General features: G+C 67.5%; 19 protein-coding genes. 13 read left to right on the top strand and 6 right to left on the bottom strand.

Features of this window, described 5'->3' with window-relative positions; genetic code table 11:
* Positions 1-44 precede the first annotated feature (44 nt).
* Entirely contained in the window at positions 45-2,906 is a 2,862-nt protein-coding gene (locus tag VGZ32_RS08695) for an RICIN domain-containing protein (RefSeq protein WP_326885369.1), read from the top strand.
* Positions 2,907-3,453: 547 nt separating this feature from the next.
* Positions 3,454-4,728, top strand: coding sequence for an MFS transporter (locus tag VGZ32_RS08690; RefSeq protein WP_326885368.1), 1,275 nt, complete (start codon positions 3,454-3,456; stop codon positions 4,726-4,728).
* On the opposite strand, the gene VGZ32_RS08685 is transcribed toward VGZ32_RS08690, so the two are convergent.
* A complete protein-coding gene (locus VGZ32_RS08685; protein ID WP_326885367.1) occupies positions 4,632-5,372 on the bottom strand; it encodes a rhomboid-like protein in 741 nt (246 codons plus the stop codon). The two genes, VGZ32_RS08690 and VGZ32_RS08685, sit on opposite strands and share 97 nt — an antisense overlap.
* Before the next feature lie 87 nt (positions 5,373-5,459).
* Here VGZ32_RS08685 and VGZ32_RS08680 point away from each other — a divergent pair, with 87 nt between their 5' ends.
* Positions 5,460-6,188, top strand: a complete 729-nt coding sequence (locus tag VGZ32_RS08680; protein WP_326885366.1) for an HAD family hydrolase — start codon at positions 5,460-5,462, stop codon at positions 6,186-6,188.
* A 390-nt stretch (positions 6,189-6,578) separates the two neighbouring features.
* Positions 6,579-8,432, top strand: coding sequence for a glycoside hydrolase family 15 protein (locus VGZ32_RS08675; RefSeq protein WP_349263537.1), 1,854 nt, complete (start codon positions 6,579-6,581; stop codon positions 8,430-8,432).
* A gap of 42 nt (positions 8,433-8,474) precedes the next feature.
* Here the strand turns inward: VGZ32_RS08675 and VGZ32_RS08670 are convergent, their stop codons facing one another.
* The 3 genes from VGZ32_RS08670 to VGZ32_RS08660 form a co-directional block, all read right to left on the bottom strand.
* Positions 8,475-9,263, bottom strand: a complete 789-nt coding sequence (locus VGZ32_RS08670) for a DUF2071 domain-containing protein (RefSeq protein ID WP_349263536.1) — start codon at positions 9,261-9,263, stop codon at positions 8,475-8,477.
* Positions 9,264-9,281: 18 nt separating this feature from the next.
* Complete coding sequence (locus tag VGZ32_RS08665) at positions 9,282-10,751, bottom strand: FAD-binding oxidoreductase (RefSeq protein WP_326885362.1); 1,470 nt, start codon at positions 10,749-10,751, stop codon at positions 9,282-9,284.
* 264 nt (positions 10,752-11,015) lie between these two features.
* The gene (locus VGZ32_RS08660) at positions 11,016-12,308 is read right to left on the bottom strand and encodes an aminotransferase class I/II-fold pyridoxal phosphate-dependent enzyme (protein WP_326885361.1); all 1,293 of its coding nucleotides are present in this window, start codon (positions 12,306-12,308) and stop codon (positions 11,016-11,018) included.
* Between the two features lie 128 nt (positions 12,309-12,436).
* Here VGZ32_RS08660 and mug point away from each other — a divergent pair, with 128 nt between their 5' ends.
* From mug to VGZ32_RS08640, 4 genes are all read left to right on the top strand, one after another.
* A complete protein-coding gene (gene mug / locus VGZ32_RS08655; protein WP_326885360.1) occupies positions 12,437-13,054 on the top strand; it encodes a G/U mismatch-specific DNA glycosylase in 618 nt (205 codons plus the stop codon).
* 167 nt (positions 13,055-13,221) lie between these two features.
* Positions 13,222-13,452 carry a hypothetical protein gene (locus tag VGZ32_RS08650; RefSeq protein WP_326885359.1) on the top strand — a complete coding sequence of 77 codons (231 nt, stop codon included), beginning with the start codon at positions 13,222-13,224 and terminating at the stop codon, positions 13,450-13,452.
* 68 nt (positions 13,453-13,520) lie between these two features.
* Positions 13,521-13,973 (top strand): DUF6879 family protein, encoded by a 453-nt coding sequence (locus tag VGZ32_RS08645; RefSeq protein ID WP_326885358.1) that lies wholly within the window; start codon positions 13,521-13,523, stop codon positions 13,971-13,973.
* The gene (locus tag VGZ32_RS08640) at positions 13,954-14,829 is read left to right on the top strand and encodes a helix-turn-helix transcriptional regulator (RefSeq protein WP_326885357.1); all 876 of its coding nucleotides are present in this window, start codon (positions 13,954-13,956) and stop codon (positions 14,827-14,829) included. The genes VGZ32_RS08645 and VGZ32_RS08640 overlap by 20 nt, the downstream gene beginning before the upstream one ends.
* 12 nt (positions 14,830-14,841) lie before the next feature.
* Here VGZ32_RS08640 and VGZ32_RS08635 read toward each other — a convergent pair whose 3' ends face one another.
* Positions 14,842-15,249, bottom strand: coding sequence for a hypothetical protein (locus VGZ32_RS08635; RefSeq protein ID WP_326885356.1), 408 nt, complete (start codon positions 15,247-15,249; stop codon positions 14,842-14,844).
* Between the two features lie 371 nt (positions 15,250-15,620).
* On the opposite strand from VGZ32_RS08635, the gene VGZ32_RS08630 reads away from it, so the two are divergent.
* From VGZ32_RS08630 to VGZ32_RS08610, 5 genes are all read left to right on the top strand, one after another.
* Positions 15,621-16,589 carry a hypothetical protein gene (locus tag VGZ32_RS08630; protein WP_326885355.1) on the top strand — a complete coding sequence of 323 codons (969 nt, stop codon included), beginning with the start codon at positions 15,621-15,623 and terminating at the stop codon, positions 16,587-16,589.
* Positions 16,582-17,163, top strand: a complete 582-nt coding sequence (locus VGZ32_RS08625; RefSeq protein ID WP_326885353.1) for a 3'-5' exonuclease — start codon at positions 16,582-16,584, stop codon at positions 17,161-17,163. The genes VGZ32_RS08630 and VGZ32_RS08625 overlap by 8 nt, the downstream gene beginning before the upstream one ends.
* Positions 17,141-17,782, top strand: coding sequence for a dTMP kinase (tmk, locus tag VGZ32_RS08620; protein ID WP_326885352.1), 642 nt, complete (start codon positions 17,141-17,143; stop codon positions 17,780-17,782). Before VGZ32_RS08625 ends, tmk begins: the two co-directional genes overlap by 23 nt.
* Positions 17,783-17,788: 6 nt before the next feature.
* Complete coding sequence (locus VGZ32_RS08615; RefSeq protein WP_326885351.1) at positions 17,789-17,959, top strand: hypothetical protein; 171 nt, start codon at positions 17,789-17,791, stop codon at positions 17,957-17,959.
* 208 nt (positions 17,960-18,167) lie between these two features.
* Entirely contained in the window at positions 18,168-18,752 is a 585-nt protein-coding gene (locus VGZ32_RS08610; protein ID WP_326885350.1) for an ATP-binding protein, read from the top strand.
* 60 nt (positions 18,753-18,812) lie between these two features.
* On the opposite strand, the gene VGZ32_RS08605 is transcribed toward VGZ32_RS08610, so the two are convergent.
* Positions 18,813-19,145 (bottom strand): Lsr2 family protein, encoded by a 333-nt coding sequence (locus tag VGZ32_RS08605; protein WP_326885349.1) that lies wholly within the window; start codon positions 19,143-19,145, stop codon positions 18,813-18,815.
* Between the last annotated feature and the right edge of the window lie 121 nt (positions 19,146-19,266).

The following is a 19,266-nucleotide window of genomic DNA, read 5'->3' as shown; positions in this document are numbered from 1 at the left end:
GTGACGTTTTTTGTCGGTTTCCCACACCGAGATGAGGACTCTACATGCGGATCCGGACAGCCCGATGGCGTGCCGCCCTGGTCACCGCCTTATCCAGCCTCGCGCTGACCGGCACGGCGCTCGTCGCCGCGCCCACCATTGCACACGCGACCACGACCGCGATCACCGTCGACGGCGGCGCGAGCGGGCGCATCTTCGACGGCATCGGCGCGATCAGCGGGGGCGGCGGGAACTCCCGCCTGCTGATCGACTACCCCGAGCCCGAGCGCTCGCAGATCCTTGATTACCTGTTCAAGCCCGGATACGGCGCCGATCTGCAGATCCTGAAGGTCGAGATCGGCGGCGACACCAACTCCACCGACGGCTCGGAGTCGAGCATCGAGCACACCAGCGGCGCCGTCGACTGCACCACCGGCTACGAGTGGTGGCTGATGGAACAGGCCAAGGCCCGCGACCCGAACATCAAGCTGTACGGTCTGGCCTGGGGCGCGCCCGGCTGGCTCGGCGGCAACTTCTTCGTCACCCCGACGATCGACTATCTGGTGTCGTGGCTCGGCTGCGCCGCGTCCCACGGTCTGACGATCGACTACCTCGGCGGCTGGAACGAGCGCGGGTACAACATCAGCTGGTACGAGGATCTGCGCTCGACACTCGATGCCGACGGCTACTCCTCGGTGAAGATCGTCGGTGCGGACAGCGACTGGTCGATCGCCGACGACATGGTCTCGAACCCGTCGTTCGCCGCCTCGGTCGACGTCATCGGCGCGCACTACCCGTGCGGCGGGGACGGCGGAAGCGCGACCACCTGCGGGACGACGAGCAACGCGCTGGCGACCGGCAAGCAGCTGTGGGCGAGCGAGAACGGCTCCCAGGACGAGGACTCCGGCGCGCCCGCGCTGATCCGGTCGATCGTCCGCGGCTACACCGACGCGAAGATGACCGCGTACATCAACTGGCCCCTGGCCGCCGGGATCTACCCGAACCTCGGCTACGACACCACCGGCCTGCTCGTCGCGAACTCGCCATGGTCGGGCTCGTACCAACTCGGCGCCGAGGTGTGGGCGACCGCGCAGGTCACCCAGTTCACCGCGCCCGGATGGCAGTTCCTCGACTCCGGCAGCGGCTACCTCGGCGGCAGCGAGTCCAACGGCGCATACGTGACGCTCAAGTCCCCGAACGGCCGCGACTACAGCACGATCCTCGAGACGACCACCGCGACCGCGTCGCAGACCGCGACGTTCACCGTGTCCGGCGGCCTGTCCACCGGAACCGTGCACGTCTGGGCGACCAACCTCGCCTCCACCGACCCCTCCGCCTACCTCGTGCACACGACCAACGTGACCCCGTCATCGGGCACGTACACGCTCACCCTCCAGCCAGGCTACGTCTACACGGTCACCACGACGACCGGCCAGGGCAAGGGCAGCGCACAATCGCTGGCGAAGGCGTCACTCGCCCTGCCCTACTCGGACAACTTCGACTCGACCACGATCGGCCAGTCCCCCGCCTACCTGTCGGACCAGGACGGATCGTTCCAGGCCGAGCCGTGCTCCGGCCGCGCGGGGACCTGCGTGCGGCAGATGGCGGCCCAGGCGCCGATCAACTGGGACACGCCCGCGAACCCGTACACCACCCTCGGCGACCTGAGCTGGACCAACTACACCGTCGCCGCGGACGCGATGATGGAGCAGTCCGGGGCGGTGCAGCTGATGGCGCGGGTCAACACGCAGCGCCCGTTCTCGGTGGCCGGGATTGAGGCCTACTATCTGCAGCTCTCCTCGTCCGGGAGCTGGTCCATCGTGAAGAACACGTATAACGGAACCCTGACGACGCTCGTCGGCGGAACGGTCCCAGCTCCAGGCCTCGGCAGCTGGCACCACCTCGCGCTGACTGTGGCCGGCTCGACGCTGACAGCCGCGATCGACGGGCGGACGGTCGGATCGGCCTCGGACGGCTCGTACAGCACCGGGCAGGTCGGGCTCGGGATCAACGGCTGGCAGACGGACGAGTTCGACAACCTCTCCGTCACGCGGGTCGGCGGCGCCGCACCGGTCGCCGCCACCTATCAGCTGGTGAACCGCAACAGCGGGCAGGCGCTCGCGGTCAGCGGCGCCTCGGCCAATCCCGGCGCTCTGATCGTGCAGCAGCCCCAAGCGACGGCGGGCGCGCAGCAGTGGCAACTGCTCGGCGAACGCGACGGCTACGACAAGCTGGTGAACGTTGGCAGCGGCCTGGTCCTGGACGTGCCGGGCGGATCGACCGCTCAGGGCGTGCAGCTCGACCAGGCTTCTGACGCGTCGTCGACGAACCAGGCGTGGGCGGTCGTGTCGAACGGCGCAGGCTACTACTCCCTGACCAACCAGAAGAGTGGCCTGCTCGCCGACGTGAGCGGCGCGTCGACCAGCTCGGGAGCCGCAGTCATCCAGTGGCCGGCGACCGGTGGAACGAACCAGCAGTGGCAGCTGGTCTCCGTTCCCGAGCCGAACGCCACGTACACGCTGGTCAACCGCAATAGCGGCCTGCTCGCCGACATCTCGGGAGCGTCCACCGCGGCCGGCGGCCAGCTGATCCAGTGGGTGCCGAACGGCGGACTCAACCAGCAGTGGCGCCCGAGCCCCGCCGGTACGGCCTGGGAGCTGCAGAACGTGAACAGCGGGATGGTGCTCGAGGTCCCGATCGGCTCGACGATCCAGGGCACGCAGTTGGATCAGAACAACCAGTCGGGCGCGGCATACCAGCAGTGGTCGCTCGCGCCGGTCGGCAACGGCGCCTACAGCCTGAAGAACGTCAGCACGGGCATGCTCGCCGACGTCAGCGGGGCCTCGACCAGCGAGGGTACCGCGGTGATCGAGTGGCCGGCGAATAGCGGGGCGAACCAGCAGTGGTACCTGACACTCGACTACTGATTCCGGAAGCGCGATAACAGAAGGGCACTGAGTAGGACGTTCCGCCCGGCGGCGGGCTGCCGGGCGGAACGTCCGTCGAGCGACCGCGCAGGTCGCCCGATCCCGATCGGTCGGCCTGACAGATGACGGGTCATCTGTCAGGCCGCCAGAGCCGACGACGAACGAGACCTCGGCCCGCGAAGCAAGAGACGTCCGCCCCCGAACCACGTCAAAGTGACCGGTCATCTGTTATGTCGCCGGACTCTGGGTGTCCTAACAGATGACCGGTCGTTTTCGACGAGGGCGGCTAAGGAGATCTCGTGCGTGCACGAGCCGAACGCACCCGTCCGCTCTCCGGTCCCCTCGTCCTGGCGCCGACTCCGGGTCTGGCTACGCGAAAATGACCGGTCATCTGTTAGGTGTGGGCCGCGCCACCTCGGACGTCGCGGCGAATATGAACCGACGGTCACATTTTTGCCGTGACCCCTTTCCAACCGGCGGGATCCGCTCCTACGCTGCCCCAACAGCATCCGGCACGGCGTCGGGACTGTGCGGAAGGTGTGTGCGGGTGAGCGGCATCGATGCGGAACTCCGGCGGGCGCGCGGGGCGCTGTTCGTCGCGTTCGGAGCTCAGGGCTTCTCCCTGATCGCGCTGACCAGCGAGATCCCCGCGCTTAAGGACCGCCTGCACATCAACGACTCCGACGTGTCGATGGTCATGGCCGCCGCGCTGGTCTTCGCCGCCGTCGGGTCGCTTGCTGCGGGCGCGCTGGTCGGGCGGTTCGGGTCGCGGATCATCCTGCGCATCTCGCAGCTGCTGGTGCTGGTCGCGCTCATCGGGATCGGCGCGGCTCGCTCGCTCGCCGGCGCGCTGCCGTTCATGCTGCTGATCGGGGCGATGATCGGCGCGGTCGACGCCACCACCAACATGCAGGCGGTCGCCCTCCAGCGCCGCTACGGCCGGTCGATCATCCTCGCTTTCCACGGCGTGTGGGCCGTCGGCGCCGCGATCGGGTCGCTCGCCGCGACGCTCGCCACTGACACGCACACCTCGCTGCTGGTGTTCTACACTGCCTCGGCGATTCCGCTGGCCGCCGCGCTGCTGCCGGTGGGCCGCTACCTGCTGCGCGGGGTCAAGGACGAGACGATCGCGGTCGAGCGGGCCACTGCCGCTGGCGGGTCTGACACGAGCTCTGGCTTGGGCGTCGCGGCGGTCAACATCCCGTGGCGGCCGATGCTCGCGGTGTGCGCGGTGATGGCGTTGGCCTACTTCGCGGACTCGACCGTCTCAAGCGCGGGCGGGCTCTATATCCAGGACGGGCTGCACGGCCACGGCTGGCAGATCACCATCGTCTACTTCGCCTACGCGGTGCCGTTCATGGCCGGGCGGTTCGTCGGCGACCGGCTGACCGACCGTTTCGGCGGGGTCCCGCTCGGCCGCGCCGGTTCCGCGATCGCCGCGCTCGGCTTCGTCGTGGTGATGGCAGCTCCGGCGCCGCTCGTCGCGCTCCTCGGCTTCGCGGTCGTCGGGCTCGGCATCTCGGTGATGGCGCCGCTGTGCTTCTCCGCCGCGGGACGTCTGGACCCGGCCGACACCGGGATCGCGGTGGCCCGGCTGAACATCTTCAACTACGTCGGCTTCCTGTTCGGCTCCGCGCTGGTCACCGGTCTGTGGGGGGCGGGCGTGCCGCACCGGGCCGGGATCGCGGTGCCGCTGGCCGCCGCCGCTTCGATCGCGGCCTTCGCCTACGGATTCAGCGAGCGGCGCACCGCGGCCTTCTTCAGCCAGCGCACCGTCTCCATGGGATCCCAGCGGCCGGGGCGTGAAGCGGTCAGCGGGTAGCAGGCCAGGCCGAGCAGCAGCGCGGTGAAGTGGCCGACGTCGGTGAAGGTTCGGTACTCCACGAGCCCGAGGCCGTAGTACGCGATCAGTCCGGCGACGTATAGGTACCGCCAGGGCACCGCGATCAGGTACGCCAGCACGCCCTCGACGCCCGCGAGCGCGTAGCTGACGCCGATGTCCGGGATGAACGCGTCCGACGGGGGCGCGGCGCCGTGCCGGATCTCGAAGTAGACCACGCTCTGGCTGATGTAGGTGGCGCCGACGTGGGAGATCGCCGCGACCGCGAGCCAGCGCAGCGTCCCGAGCCAGCGCTCGGCGGGCACGTGGACGACGTTGTACAGGATGAAGTACGGCCACCAGTGCCCGCCGTCGAGCCAGAGCGCGCTGGAGATCAGGACGCGGATGGGGTCGTGCGACAGCTCGTGCAGGTTGGTCGAGCGGTGCAGGATCCACCTGTACCGGATCTGCGGGGTCAGGTGGGCCAGGAACACCGTGGTGACGATGAGGATCGCCAGCCAGATGAACGACCCCGGCGCCCGGCGCACGTACGACCAGATCCAGCGGCCGGCGGCGGGCACGCCCGCACGTAGCAGCTCCCCGCGTCGGGGCCGGGGCTGCGATCGGGGCTCCGCCGGAACGGGCATGGGTCCCATTCTTGCCGCCGGCGTTCTTCAGGTGCTGTAGGCAGACCGTTTCATCCGCCGATCGCTTCGTAGGCGAGACTGTGGGTCATGCACACCCACCTCTACAGCCTCCCCACCGCCTACGACACGACCGACGAGGAGCTGTCCGCGCCGCCCCCGCCGATCGAGGCCGTGCTCTTCGACTTCGCCAACACCCTGTTCCGGATGGTCCCGACGGACGTCCTCCTCCAGCGGGTGTGGCTGGACGCCGGACGCGACCCGGCCGACCTGGACGCCGAGGCGGTCGCGCAGGCGGTGCGGGACGCCGGGCAGCTGCCGCACGTGCGCGCCGCGCAGGAGCACCGGGACACCTCGCTCGAGCGGCACCGCGAGGCCTCCCGGCTGTGGTTCGCCGAGGTGCCGCAGCTCGCCGACATCTTCGACCACGTCTACGCGGCGATCGTGGACCCGGAGAGCTGGTTCCCGTACGACGACACCGTCCCGGTGCTGCGAGAGCTGGCCGCGCGCGGGATACCGGTGGGGATCGTCAGCGACATCGCGTGGGACGTGCGCGAGAACGTCGCGGCGGCGGGGCTCGCGGACGCGGTCGGGGCGTACACGCTGTCGTATCAGGTGGGTTACGAGAAGCCGGACCCGCGGATGTTCCTGAAGACCTGCGCCGATCTGGGCGCGGACCCGAGGCGCACGCTCATGGTCGGTGACAATGCTCCGCGCGACGGCGGGGCGGTGGCGTGTGGCCTGCGCACTCTGCTTCTGCCGTCCGAGCCGAAGGTCTGCAAGCGCGGGCTCAATGCGGTCTTGCGGCTGCTGGGTTGAGGTCGCACCGGCGCTCGCCGCGAGCCGTTTCGGGCGGCGCGCATGTGACACGGATGTTACCTCGCTTAATCCATGCTGAGAGTACTTCGACGGACTTTGCTGATTCGTCGACACACGTTAGAATCTTCAATATTGAGGCAGGCCCGCTCCCCCCGTGGCGGGCAGTGCTTCCCGACGCGGCCTGATCAGCCGCGTCCTGGCGGCTTCACGCTCCCCCCGTGGCGTGGAGCCGCCCTCATTTTGCCCGCATCGCCGGTCCCTCGAGCCCCAATCGGCGCGGCCCTTCTCCAGCGACGCTTTACCCCCTCCTGGTGCGCTGTCCCCACCCAGTTTCCGATCTGTTTCATGCACCGCCAGGGTGACTGCCCGCCAGACGAAGGGCCGATCTCGATGCGCCGCTATCCCCCCATCGCCGAACACGGCATGATCGGCGACCTGCAGACCTGCGCCCTGGTCTCGTCCGACGGGGTGCTGGACTTCTTCTGCGCGCCGCGGTTCGACTCGCCCTCCGTCTTCGCCTCGCTGCTCGACCACGAACACGGCGGCTATCTGCGCCTGGCCGCCGACGACGCCGAGTTCGAGTGCAACACCAGGCAGCTGTACCTGTCCGAGACGGCGATCCTGATCACCCGGTTCCTGTCCCACCACGGGGTCGGCGAGGTGGTCGACTTCATGCCGCTGGGCCGGCCGGAGCAGCCGACGGACAAGCACCGGATCGTGCGGATCCTGCGGGTGGTGCGCGGCACCGTCAAGTTCGTGCTCGAATGCCGGCCGCGGTTCGACTACGGGCGGGCCCGCCACGCGCTGACCCTGGACGGCGACCGTTCGGCCCTGTTCCTCGGCCCCGACCTGTGCCTCCAGGTGCAGACCACGTTCCCGTTCCGCCGGGAGGGCGACGACGTGGTCGGGACGGTCACCCTGGGCGTCGGGGAGACCGCTGCGCTGGTGCTGACCACCTCGACGCGTCCGGAGCCGTGCCCGCCCATCAGCGTGCCGGTGCTGGAGGAGGAGCACGAGAGCACCACCAAGTTCTGGCACTCGTGGCTGCGCGGCTCGGCCTTTCGCGGACGCTGGCAGACGATGGTGCACCGCTCCGCCATCACGCTCAAGCTGCTGACATACGCGCCGACCGGGGCGCCGATCGCGTCGGCGACGTTCGGCCTGCCGGAGCAGATCGGCGGCGAGCGCAACTGGGACTACCGCTACACCTGGATCCGGGACGGCGCGCTCAGCGCCCGCGCGCTGGTGGAGCTCGGCTTCGTGGAGGAGGCGGACGCGTTCTACCGCTGGGTGTCCCAGCGTCTCGCCGACGCGCGCGAGGTCGGCGCCGAACCGCTGCAGATCATGTACCGCGTGGACGGCGACCCGCTGCTCAAGGAGGAGGAGCTGCCGCACCTGGAGGGGTACGAGAAGTCCGGGCCGGTGCGCATCGGCAACGGCGCGGCCGGGCAGCTCCAGCTCGACATCTACGGCGAGGCGGTGTGGGCGCTGACCCAGTCGCGCGAGATGGCCGAGGTGTCGGGGTACCGCGGCTGGCGGACCCTGTCCGGGATCCTGGACTGGCTGGCCCGCACCTGGGACCGGCCGGACGAGGGGATCTGGGAGACCCGCGGCGGGCGCAAGGACTTCACCTTCAGCAGGCTGATGTGCTGGGTGGCGTTCGACCGCGGTCTGCGGCTGGCCCGCGAGTACGCCCGTCCGGCGGACATCGCGGGCTGGACGGCCGCGCGCGATGCGATCCTGACGCAGGTGATGCAGCGCGGGTGGTCGGAGCAGCGCGGCGCGTTCGTGCAGCACTACGGCGGGGACGTGCTCGACGCGTCGCTGCTGATGATGCCGATCGTCGGGTTCGTCTCGCCGAAGGATCCGGCGTGGCTCTCGACCCTCGAGGCGATCGAGCACGATCTGGTGACCGACTCGCTGGTGCACCGCTACGATCCTTCGGCCTCGCCGGACGGGTTGCGCGGGAGCGAGGGCACCTTCAATCTGTGCAGCTTCCTGTATGTCGACGCGCTCGCCCGCGCCGGACAGCTGGACAAAGCCCGGTACGCCTTCGACAAGATGCTGACTTATGCCAACCACGTGGGCCTGTTCGGCGAGGAGATCGGGCCGACCGGCGAGCAGCTGGGCAACTTCCCGCAGGCGTTCACCCATCTGGCGCTGATTTTCGCCGCCACGACGCTCGGCGGTGAGCTTGAGCGTCGCACGCAGCGCGGCACCCGGCCGCACGGCCGCCCCTGGTAGCGGACAGTTGCGTCACTGCTCGATGGCGGACGGCGTCGTCCCTCAGTCGTCGCGCGCGACGTTAAGCGGCGGGCCGAACTTAACCTGGACGCCCGGTGAGTACAGCACGCTGATCGGTGGCCCCGTCGGCGCCTGCAGTCCGGTCGCGGCCATGACGTCCCCGCTGAGGTCGACGAGTTCGGCGCGGTGCAGGGGCCAGGTGGGGTGCTCGTTGGGCAGATAGAGCGTGCGGCCGTGCCAGGCAAGGTGAAGGCCCCAGCGGGCGCTGACGAAGTGCTCGAGGTCACTCGGGCCGGACATAACAGATGACCGGTCACTTTCGGGGATGCGCGGCCCGATCCGCACCACGACGCGGGACATGGTTCCGCGCGGCCCGGGCCAGCGGCGGCGACTGGTGTAGGTGATCACGTCGCCGCCGCGGCGCAGACGCATGTGCGACCACAGGTACGGCAGGCTGAAGCCGCCGCGCGCGACGAGGACGGGGATGAGGCGGGCGGCGTCGAGCGAGAGGAAGACCACGCCGCGACGTCCTTGGCCATCGACCGAGTACAGACGCACGTTGGTCTCGCAGAAGGTACCGAGATAAGGCAGCCCCGGTCCTGGGCCGAGCCCGACCTTGTGCATCTGAAAGGGCACCAGTCCGACGTAGGTGACGCCGTCGAGCGTGTCCGGGCGGGTTCCGGCGGGCAGCAGCGGGGCGACGGCGGCCGGATCGACCGCCCAGTGCAGGAAGGTGAGCCGGCGCCACTGCTGCACGAGGATGGGCCGGTGCACCGGCCTGGGCGTCAGCAGTGTGACGGGTTCAGGGGTGACGGGTTCGGGCGCTGTCATCATTCAGGCGACCATCATTCAGCCGGCGATTCCCTGCGGCTGACGGAACAGGGACGTCGGATCGTACTGCGCCTTCACCTGCGCCAGGCGAGCGTAGTTCGCGCCGTAGTACGCGTCGGACCAGTTCGTGAGATCGGCGTCGAGATAGTTCTGGTACGCTTGCCCGTTCGCGTAGGGGTGCAGCGCCGCGTAGAAGCCGCGCAGCCAGCTCGTGTGAGTCCCGGTCACCGCCGACGAGGTGCCGGTCGCCCACGTGGTCGTGTACTGGGCGAGGAAGAGCGAGTCGCGGTGGACGAATGCGGTCGCGTCGGGAGCCGGACGGTTCAGGGCGCCGCCGAGCGCGTCGAGCGCGATGCCTCCGTCGCCCCCGCCGCCGAGCGCGCGCCGCTGCTCGACCGCGTTGATCAGCGCGGAGATCGCGGCAGCCGGCAGCGGCTTGCCGAAGTAGTCGGACTTGGCCAGTTCGGCCTCGCGGGCCAGCTGGCCGCCCGACAGCTGCCAGGGCAGATGGCACTGCGCGGCGGTGAGCGTCGCGCATCCGGCTTCGACACCCATGGCGTGGGCGTAGGTGGTCTCCTCCACGGTGTGCGAGACCGGCGATGATCCGACCGCGGCATAGAGGAGTTCGAGCATGCCCTCAGCGTCGCTCGCGTCGCCGAAGTACGTGCCGCTGATGGTGACCTGCGGGCCCGATTGGGTGGGCGAAGCGAGCAGGTGGCAGATGGACCAGAGCTCGTCGTGCGCGCCGGGCGCCCACAGCTGCCAGGCCCGCACGACGTCCGCGGCCGCGGACCAGGGCCAGCGCAGGAAGAAAAGGGTGATATCCCCGATCGGGTGGGTGCGGAAGGTGAAGGACGTCGCGACGCCGAAGTTGCCGCCTCCCCCGCCCCGGCAGGCCCAGAACAGCTCGGGCTGCGCCTTCGCGTCGCAGACCAGCTCCCGCCCGTCCGCGGTCACCATGCTGACCGAGACCAGGTTGTCGCTGGTCAGGCCGTACTTGCGGCCGGTGACCCCGACGCCGCCGCCGAGGGCGAGCCCGGCGATGCCGACGGTGGGACAGGACCCGCCGGGAATCGACACGCCGGAGGCGGCGAGGCCGGAGTAGACGTCGATGAGTTTCGCGCCCGCGCCGACGGTCGCCGTTCCGGAAGAGGCGTCCGCGGTCACAGTGTTCATCGGAGCCACGTCGATCACCAGACCGGCGCTGGAGGACGCCCCGGTATAGCTGTGGCCGCCGCTGCGCGGAACGACGGGCACCCCGAACCGTGAGGCGAACCCGATGCACGCACGCACGTCGCCGGCGTTCTCGCACTGCGCGACCGCCGTCGGCTGGATCCCGTCGAAGCGCGGATTGAACGCGAGCCGCGCGGTCGCGTAGACACTGTCACCCGGACGGACCAGGTGTCCGGCGAGCCCGCGCGCGAGCGCGTCCCAGTCCGCGGCGGTCGCCGTGGCCGTAGCGGTCGGCGTGGGCCTGCCGACGGACAACCTGGAGGCAGCGGAGGGAGACGACGTCGCGGACGTCGAGCCACCAGTGCCGCCGTGAGATGCGCAGCCCGTCATCAGGCCACCGATTCCAGCCCCTGCTCCGGCCCCGACGAGCCTGAGGAACTGCCTGCGCTCCACGACCGACCACCTGCTCCGCTCGACGTCCAGACGTCTTCCATTCTCTTAAGACTGCGGAAGGCGGTAGATGGTTGAAACACGGGCGAGCCCGGGTTCTGTCAGGCCAGGAGCTGGGTCAGCAGTAGGTCAGATGACTGGTTCTTCGCGCAGCTTCGAGACCGCCGCGAGCAGCACACAGGTCACGACGCCCCGCATCGCCTTCTCCAGGGAGTCCAGGCCGGGGAAGGTGGGGGCCAGCCGGATGTTGCGGTCGCGCGGGTCGTGGCCGCCGGGGAAGGTCGCCCCGGCCGGGGTGAGCGCGATGCCGGCCGCCGCGGCCAGGCGCACCACCTCCGCCGCACAGCCGTCGAGCACGTCGAGGCTGACGAAGTACCCGCCGCGCGGCTTGGTCCAGGTGGCCACGCCGCTGCCGCCGAGTCCCTCTTCGAGCACGGTGTCGACCGCCGCGAACTTCGGCTCCAGGATCCGCCGGTGCGCGGCCATCAGCGCCTCGACCCCGGCGGCGTCGCGCAGGAACCGCACGTGCCGCAGCTGGTTGATCTTGTCGGGGCCGATCGTCCGCTTCGCCAGGTGGCCCTGCAGCCAGGCGAGGTTCGCGGGCGAGGAGCCGAGGAACGCGACGCCCGCGCCGGCGACCGTCACCTTCGAGGTGGAGCCGAAGACGAAGACCCGGTCCGGGTGGCCGGCGGCTTCGCAGACCTCGAGGATCGGCGCGCTCGGCACGGCCTCGTCCGTCAGGTGATGCACCGCGTAGGCGTCGTCCCAGAACAGCCGGAAGTCGGGCGCGGCGGCGGGCAGCGCGGCCAGCCGCCGGACGGTCTCCTCGCTGTAGATCGCGCCGGTGGGGTTGCTGTACTTCGGCACGCACCACATGCCCTTGATGCGCGGGTCCTCGGCCGCGAGCCGCTCGGCGACGTCGAGGTCCGGGCCGTCCGGCGTCATCGGCACCGGGATCATCTCGATGCCGAACTTCTGGCAGATGGAGAAGTGGCGGTCGTAGCCGGGCACCGGGCACAGGAACGCCGCACCGCCCGGGGTGTCGGCCCACCGCGCCTGGCCGCCGGGCAGCGGGAACATCATCGCGTGGATCACGGCGTCGTGCATCAGCGCGAGGCTGGAGTTGTCGTGCGCCATCAGCTGCTTGGCGGGGACGCGCAGGAAGCCGGAGTAGATCTCGCGCAGCTCCGGCAGGCCAGCGAGGCCGCCGCCGTAGTTGCGCACGTCGGTGCCGTCGGCGGCGCGGATGTCGCCTTCGCCGGGCAGCGACTCCAGGCCGTTGGACAGGTCGAGTTGCTCCGGCGAGGGCTTGCCCCGGGTCAGGTCGAGCGCGAGCTTCTGCGCGCTCAGGTCCTCGTACTCCTTGAGCAGCCGCTCCGCCTCCACGGCGAGCTGCTCGGGGCCAAGTCGGGTGAGATCCACGCCTGCCGCCTCTTGCCTGGTGTCGGTGGGCCCGCTCGACTGCGGGCCGGGCTCGGATGCCGGAATCCTATCCACCTGCGGCGGGGGCTCGCGCCGCGTTATCGCGCAGTGGACCACATAATGTGCGGGTGACTGCGCGCCCGACCGCCGCCGAGATGTCCGCGGCCCACGGTTCCACGATTCCCGACGTGATCGCCCCGGGTCTGCGGGTCCTGTTCTGCGGGATCAATCCGGGCCTGTGGTCCGCGGTCGTGCGACAGCATTTCGCCAGGCCCGGCAACAGGTTCTGGCCCGCGCTGTACGCGTCCGGATTCACCCCGCGCCTGCTCGGCCCCGACGAGCAGGCGCTGTTGCCCGACCTCGGACTCGGGATCACGAACGTCGCGGCCCGGGCGACCGCGCGGGCCGACGAGCTGACGACGCGGGAGCTGCGGGAGGGCGGGCGGATTCTCACCGCGAAGGCCGCCCGATACCGGCCGCGCTGGGTGGCGATCGTGGGGATCACCGCGTACCGCGCGGCGTTCGACCGGCCGCGTGCGGTGATCGGGCCGCAGCCGGAGACGCTTGCCGACAGCCGTCTCTGGGTGCTGCCGAACCCTTCAGGGCTCAATGCTCTGTGGACTACACCCAGGCTGACAGAGGCGTTTCGCGCGTTTCGGCTGGTCACGGGGCTGCCCGATGTAGCGCGTACGGGCTTCCCTGAAGGGGATGCTAGTCGAACTCCCACGTCTTCGCACCCTCAATGAAGGCCCCGGCTCAACCACCGCTCAGTCATATCATCGCCTTGACATTGTTGCTCTGACCGTTGCTCTTGCCGCTGCTTCCTAACGTGAGCCGATGCGCCATTGACGGGTAGCCTCTGATCGGCAACTCTGGCGAAGAAGGTTTCGCCAAGTTCGAGCAAGGAGGCACCATGCGCGCCACGTTTCTCGGCAAGGACCCCAACTCAGTTGAGGGCGAGTCCCCCACGCTGTTCGCCACCGACCGCACCGACCGTGTGACCTACATCGCGCAGGGGTGGAAGGTGACTGACCCCCAGGTGCTCGCGGACGTCGGCCCGGTTCCGGATCACGAGACCCTGATCGAGATCCCGGAGGATGTACTCAAGATGTACGCCCGCCGCTACATGGAGGAAGGAAACTGAACCTCCTGATCGGCGACGACTTCGGGCGGCTGTTCCGCACCTTCGAGCACACGGCGTACCGCTTGGAGGTGCGGGAACGGTACAACGCGCCGCGCGAAGTCGAGTCGCTTCAAAAGTTCCTCGCGGGCACGCCGGACAACCTGGAGTTTGCCGAGAACTGGGTGACCTCAATCCGCGAGGCCACCAGCGCCGGACGTCGATTCGCCCGCGTACGGGTGGTGAGTGTGCCGCTGTCTGACTACAGCCGGTTTGGACTGTGGGCAGCTCGGTTCACCACCGACGCTGGTGAAGACATCCGGTACATGGAACGAGGACAAGCTGAGGCGGTTGGCCTTCCCAACCACGACTATTGGTTGTTCGACTCACGCACGCTGGTTCGGATGCACTTCGGTGACGACGACCGCTTCCTTGGTGGTGAGGTCATTGATGATCCTGCGCTGGTTGTGAGTCACAACTACTGGCGGGACGCTGCCTGGCATCACGCCGACCGACGGGACGATTTTGGCGCCAAGCACGACTAGTGGTTCATCGGGCGTTGATGAAGCGCGTAACGCCCTGGGCAAGCGACTCCGCGAGCTGCGCGAACAAGCCGGTCAAACTGGCAAGCAGCTCGCGGAGTCGTTGTCATGGCCACCATCCAAGGTGTCGAAGCTTGAAAATGGTCGTCAGACGCCGACCGACGACGACGTTCGCGATTGGACGCGCACCACTGGCAGCGAGGCCGAGACGGAAGCGCTCCTTGCCTCACTGCACACCCTCGAAATCCAACATGCCGAGTGGCAACGAGTCTTGAAGGCTGGCCTCAAGCCGCATCAGGTCGAGCTGAGTGAGCAAGACCAACGGACCAAGCTCTACCGCGCTTTTGAACCGGCCAACATCCCCGGCCTGCTCCAGACGCCAGAGTATGCCCGCGCCCGGTTCGCGCAAGCCGTCATGGTTCACCGCGTCCCGAACGACGTCAATGAAGCTGTCCGCCTCCGGATGCAGCGTCAAGAGATGTTGTACCGCCCGGACAAGCGGTTCCACTTCGTGTTGACCGAGGCGACGCTCCGGTACCGGCTGTGCGCCGTCGACATCATGCTCGGGCAGCTTGATCGGCTGATCTCACTCGGGTCACTGCGGAACGTGAAGCTCGGCATCATCGGGGCGGAGACGCAGTACCTGATCGATCCGCGACACGGCTTCTGGTTGTACGACGATGACCTGGTGCGGGTCGAGACCTACTCGGCTGAGCTGAACCTCCGTCAGCCACAAGAGATCACGCTGTACGAGGGCATCTTCGAGCGGCTGGCAGGCATCGCCAGCTACGGCGGTGCGGCGCGAGCGATCATCACTCACGTCATTGGCGATCTTGCCCCGGACGAACTGGAGCAGTGATCGGGCGTGTCGTTACTGGTGGGCGCTCATGTACTGCTCGATTAACCGCACGTCGGCGACATCCTTGGGTCGGCCGAATGCCTGCTTCCACTTCAGCACTTCTACCAGTGGAGCAAACGGCACACCATTTATGATGTCCGCCGCCGCGATGATGGCCTCTGGCCTCGGGTTATACGAGCCGTGGTGCCAGGTGTCGTTGGCTTCATAGATGCCGCGAGTGAGGTAAAATCCTCTCGCGTCGACGGGCTTTTCTTTCTCCTCCCAGCCATTCACCTTGAGCTGGGTATAAAGCGCGGTGGTCGTGAACAGATCGACATCGGCTGTTGCTCGAATACCACGAGCCGCCAACGGGCCGCTCCCGAACACGACATACTGACCAAGCGGCAATCCAAGCGCCTTGACCTGCTGAATGATGTCCACATGCGGGACAGTAGTGACGCCGGACCGGCACACCCAGTGGGTGTCTCGTGCTTTCCCGTCTCTTGCCACGTGCGAGTGATTGCTAGAAATACTGAGAAATTTTCTGTTCGCCTCTGATTTTCGCCCCTAGTCTCCCGAACGGACGGTGAATCACCGCCCCTCAAGGGATCAAGGGAGCTAGCCAGGTGGCTACCAGCGTTGCCCTGCTGAGCAGGGAACAGATCAAACGACTGCCCGAACGTGCCCGCGAAGTCGTGGAGTACCGCAAGAGCGGACTCAGCCTGAACCACATCCAGGGGTGCCCCCTGGACTGCGCGTACTGCATCCGCCACACCTACGGCTTGTGGGATCAGCGGATACCGCGCGCCCTCATGACGGACGCCGTCGCCGTCGAAGAACTCGTCAATCACCGCTACTTCCAGCCGCACGTGACGCCGATTCAGGTGTTCAACCGGGCAACCGATCCGTTCTTGCCGATCGTCCGGCCGCACACCTTCGCCGTGCTCGAAGACCTCGACGACCGCAAGTTGACCAACCACGTCTTGGTCATCACACGGCACCAGATGAAGTCCGAGGACATCCACCGGCTCAACGCGCTCAAGTACGTCAAGGTGACGTTGCTGTTCACGTACTCCGGCATCGACAACAAGGACATCGAGCCCTACCCCTCACACGTGGCGGCGGAGTCCTTGAAGCTCATGAGCACGCCGGAGCGCCGGAAGTACCGCACGATCCTCTACTGGCGTCCGCTGGTGCCAGGTCTCAACGACTCCGACGAACACCTCGATGCTGCGTACGCGCTGAGCAAGCACGCCGACGCGACGGTCTTTACCGGCTTGTTCTACCGCGACCAGATCGCCGAGTACTACAAGGCCAACGGGTTGCCCGAGCCGTACGAGGACACCGCGCGTCGGAAGATCGTGCCGGAGACGCTAGAACGGCGCGTTCTTGCGGCCTTCGCCGGCTCGACCTTGTTCCGGAAGACTTCCTGTGCGGTGAGCTACGCCCATGGTCTGCCGGACTACAACGGCCACTACGGCATCCGAGAACTGTGCGACATCTGCCCGCTGAGTCAGCTTGAGCTGTGCGCCAGCGCTCATCATGTCCCCGTCGCTGAGCGGCTTCGGGAAGTCGCCAGCATCTTGCCCGAGGCGCGTGGCCTGGTGGTCGTGGACATCACGGAGCGCGCGGCTGTCGTATCCGGCCTGGAGACTGAGCAGCCGCGCTACTACCTGCAACACGCGCTCGGCTTCCAGGTTCACGACGTGCGTCATCCGCACGTCGAGCGGCGGCATGGTCGAGCCGACATCGGATGGAAGGACACGAAGCAAGATGGCTGACTGGACGAACCTCACCTACGTGGTCGTGGACATCGAGGGCAACGGTCAGCAGCCGCCCGACTTGGTGGAGTTCGCCGCCGTGCCGATCGTCGGCGGCGTAGTCGGGGAGCCGATGAGCTGGCTGGTGAAGCCGGAGAGGTCCATCAAGTTCTACGCCACTCGCATTCACGGCCTGACGGACAAGGACGTCATGGGCGCTCCGGTGTTCGCGGATATCAGGGGTCAGGTGCTCCACGCCTTGAACGCCTCGGCACTCGTCGCTCACAACGCCCACGTGGACGTTGGCGTTCTCAGCCGCAAGCTCGGGGACTGGGAGTGCCCCGAGGTGTTCGACACCCTCAAGCTCGCCCGTCGCTTGGTGCCTGGCCAGCAGAGCTACAAGCTCGGCGCGTTGGTCGAGATGTTCAAGCTGGCCGAGGGACTGCCCGAAGGGCTCTCGCCTCACCGCGCCACCTATGACGCGCTGGTGGCGGCTCGCTTGTTCGTGGAGCTGGCCAATCGTGCGGTAACCCTGGAAGAACTGCGCGGCCAACCGGCAGGAGGGGGCGACGATGAGCCTGCGGCCCTTTTCTGACCATCCACGTGGGTTGTTCGTCACGGTCGACGGGCCGAGCGGTGCAGGGAAGTCGACCATCGTTCACCACCTGGCGCAACTGCTCGTGGCCGCTGGTGAGGACGTACACATCACGGCTGAACCGTCGTCAGGGCCTATCGGTCGGCTGTGCCGCGAGCTGACAGAGACGACCACCGGTCACGCGCTGGCCTGCTTGTACGCCGCAGATCGGTACTACCACCTTGAGGTGGAAGTCCGGCCGCAGATGGAACAAGGCCGCACCGTGGTAAGTGACCGCTATATCCCGTCGGGTCTCGTCATGCAACGCTTCGACGGCATCGACCCGACGTTCCTTTGGCAGCTCAACGCCGAAGCTGATCGGCCCGACTTGGCCGTGATCCTGGAGGCTGACCCCGAGGTCATCTCGGAGCGACTGACGGAACGCGGGCCACATAACCGGTTCCAGCTCTCGCCGGGGAGCTCTCACGCTGAAGTGCACTTCTACCGGCAGGCCACCGAACGGCTGATTCAGGCCGGTTTCGACGTGCTCCGGGTGGACTGCAATAAGCGACCACCAGAGCAGTCGGCAGCCTTCATCCGCGACCGCCTGATGACCTTCTTCGCTCCTGGCAAGGAGTGAGCGGGTATGGCCGAGACGATCACCAGCACGGAACTGCGCGACGAGTTCGACGCGCTCATCCGACTCGCCACCAAGATCTTGAACGAGCACACCGACAACCACGGCCTGTGTGCTGTGTGCGGCTGCGCTTTCCCGTGTAAGCGAGCTGTCCTCGCTGAGCACAATCTCGCCTTCTAGGCGCTGTCAAAGAGCCGACCAGACCGGCAACGCCCGGACGCCTGCCCGAGGTATGAGCCCGTTGCCGGTCTGGTCATCAAGTCCATGGAGTACACCGTGAAGCCCTTGCCGCTATCCAGGCATCCGGCCGATGACGTGGCCCCCACTCAGCCACAGGTCGGGACGACCGAAGGTGGTGGCGACCATGTGCGTAGCGTCCGAGCCGTTGATGACACTCATCAAGGTGCAGCCGGCCATGGCTAGCCCACGGCCGAGTGTGAAGAGCGAGATTCACCTCGCGGCAGTGGCGACAGCGGCCAGTTGCTCCAGGCTGTTTGTCCGCTCCACTTTGAAGTCGTGGCATCTCGACCACCTGGCGGACGACGCTGAACTACTCGTCTCCGAGCTGGTGACCAACGCCGTGACGATGACCGGCATTACGGAGCCGTCGCCGAGCTGGCCGATGCTCGCAGACCTAGCGTTGATTCAGGTGCGGTTGGTCATCCTTGGAGATGGCCTGGTCATCGAAGTCTGGGATCAGAACTCCACGTTGCCGATCGCGCGAGACGAAGAAGATCTCGACGCCGAAGGCGGTCGGGGCCTGTTGATCGTGAAGGCTTTGAGTCGGCGCTGGGGCTTTTACCGCGCTGAGGGCGGCGGCAAGTGGGTGTGGTGTGAGCTGGAGATCCCACTGAAGCCAGGGCCGTTGCCAAAGCGACAGCGCACGTGGAAGCCATCACCAGCACAGGTGAATGAGTACGCCGTTGAACCCGACCTTCTGAGGCGGGTACGGGATGGCTTGAAGGCGCTCTGACAAAGAGCACCCGGCGCCTGATGTGGAGTGGGGTGCTCTTTGTCGGGCGTGGGGGTCCGTCTAGTGTGCTTCCTGGAACTTCACGATGACACCGGCAGCGATGCGACCGCGCTCAGAGATCTGGATGCCTTCTGCCTTGGCCCACTCACGAACGTCTGCTGTCTTCGGGCCGACTGGTGCCACCGGACGCGCACCACCTCGGCCAGCCTTCTGAGACCCGCTGACCTTGCGCGCAACGGCGACGTACGGCGCGAGGGTTTCGCGCAGTGCGGTCGCGTTCTTTCCGCTCAGGTCGATTTCATAGCGTGTACCGCCGAGCCCGAACGAGATGGTCTCATCGGCGTTGCTACCGTCGAGATCGTCGATAAGAGTGACTTCTACCTTCTGGGCCATGGATGAGACTTCCTCACGTGGGGGTATGGCCATGATAGAGGACGGGTTTTAAGGGCAGTCTCCGGACCCGTAGAGCTCAACTACTCTCCTCAAACGAAGAACACCCCTCATCCACAACGGA

The sequence above is a fragment of the Actinocrinis sp. genome, assembly GCF_035938995.1.
GTDB lineage: Bacteria > Actinomycetota > Actinomycetes > Streptomycetales > Catenulisporaceae > DASZGI01.
This window is presented reverse-complemented; position numbering and strand designations above follow the sequence as displayed.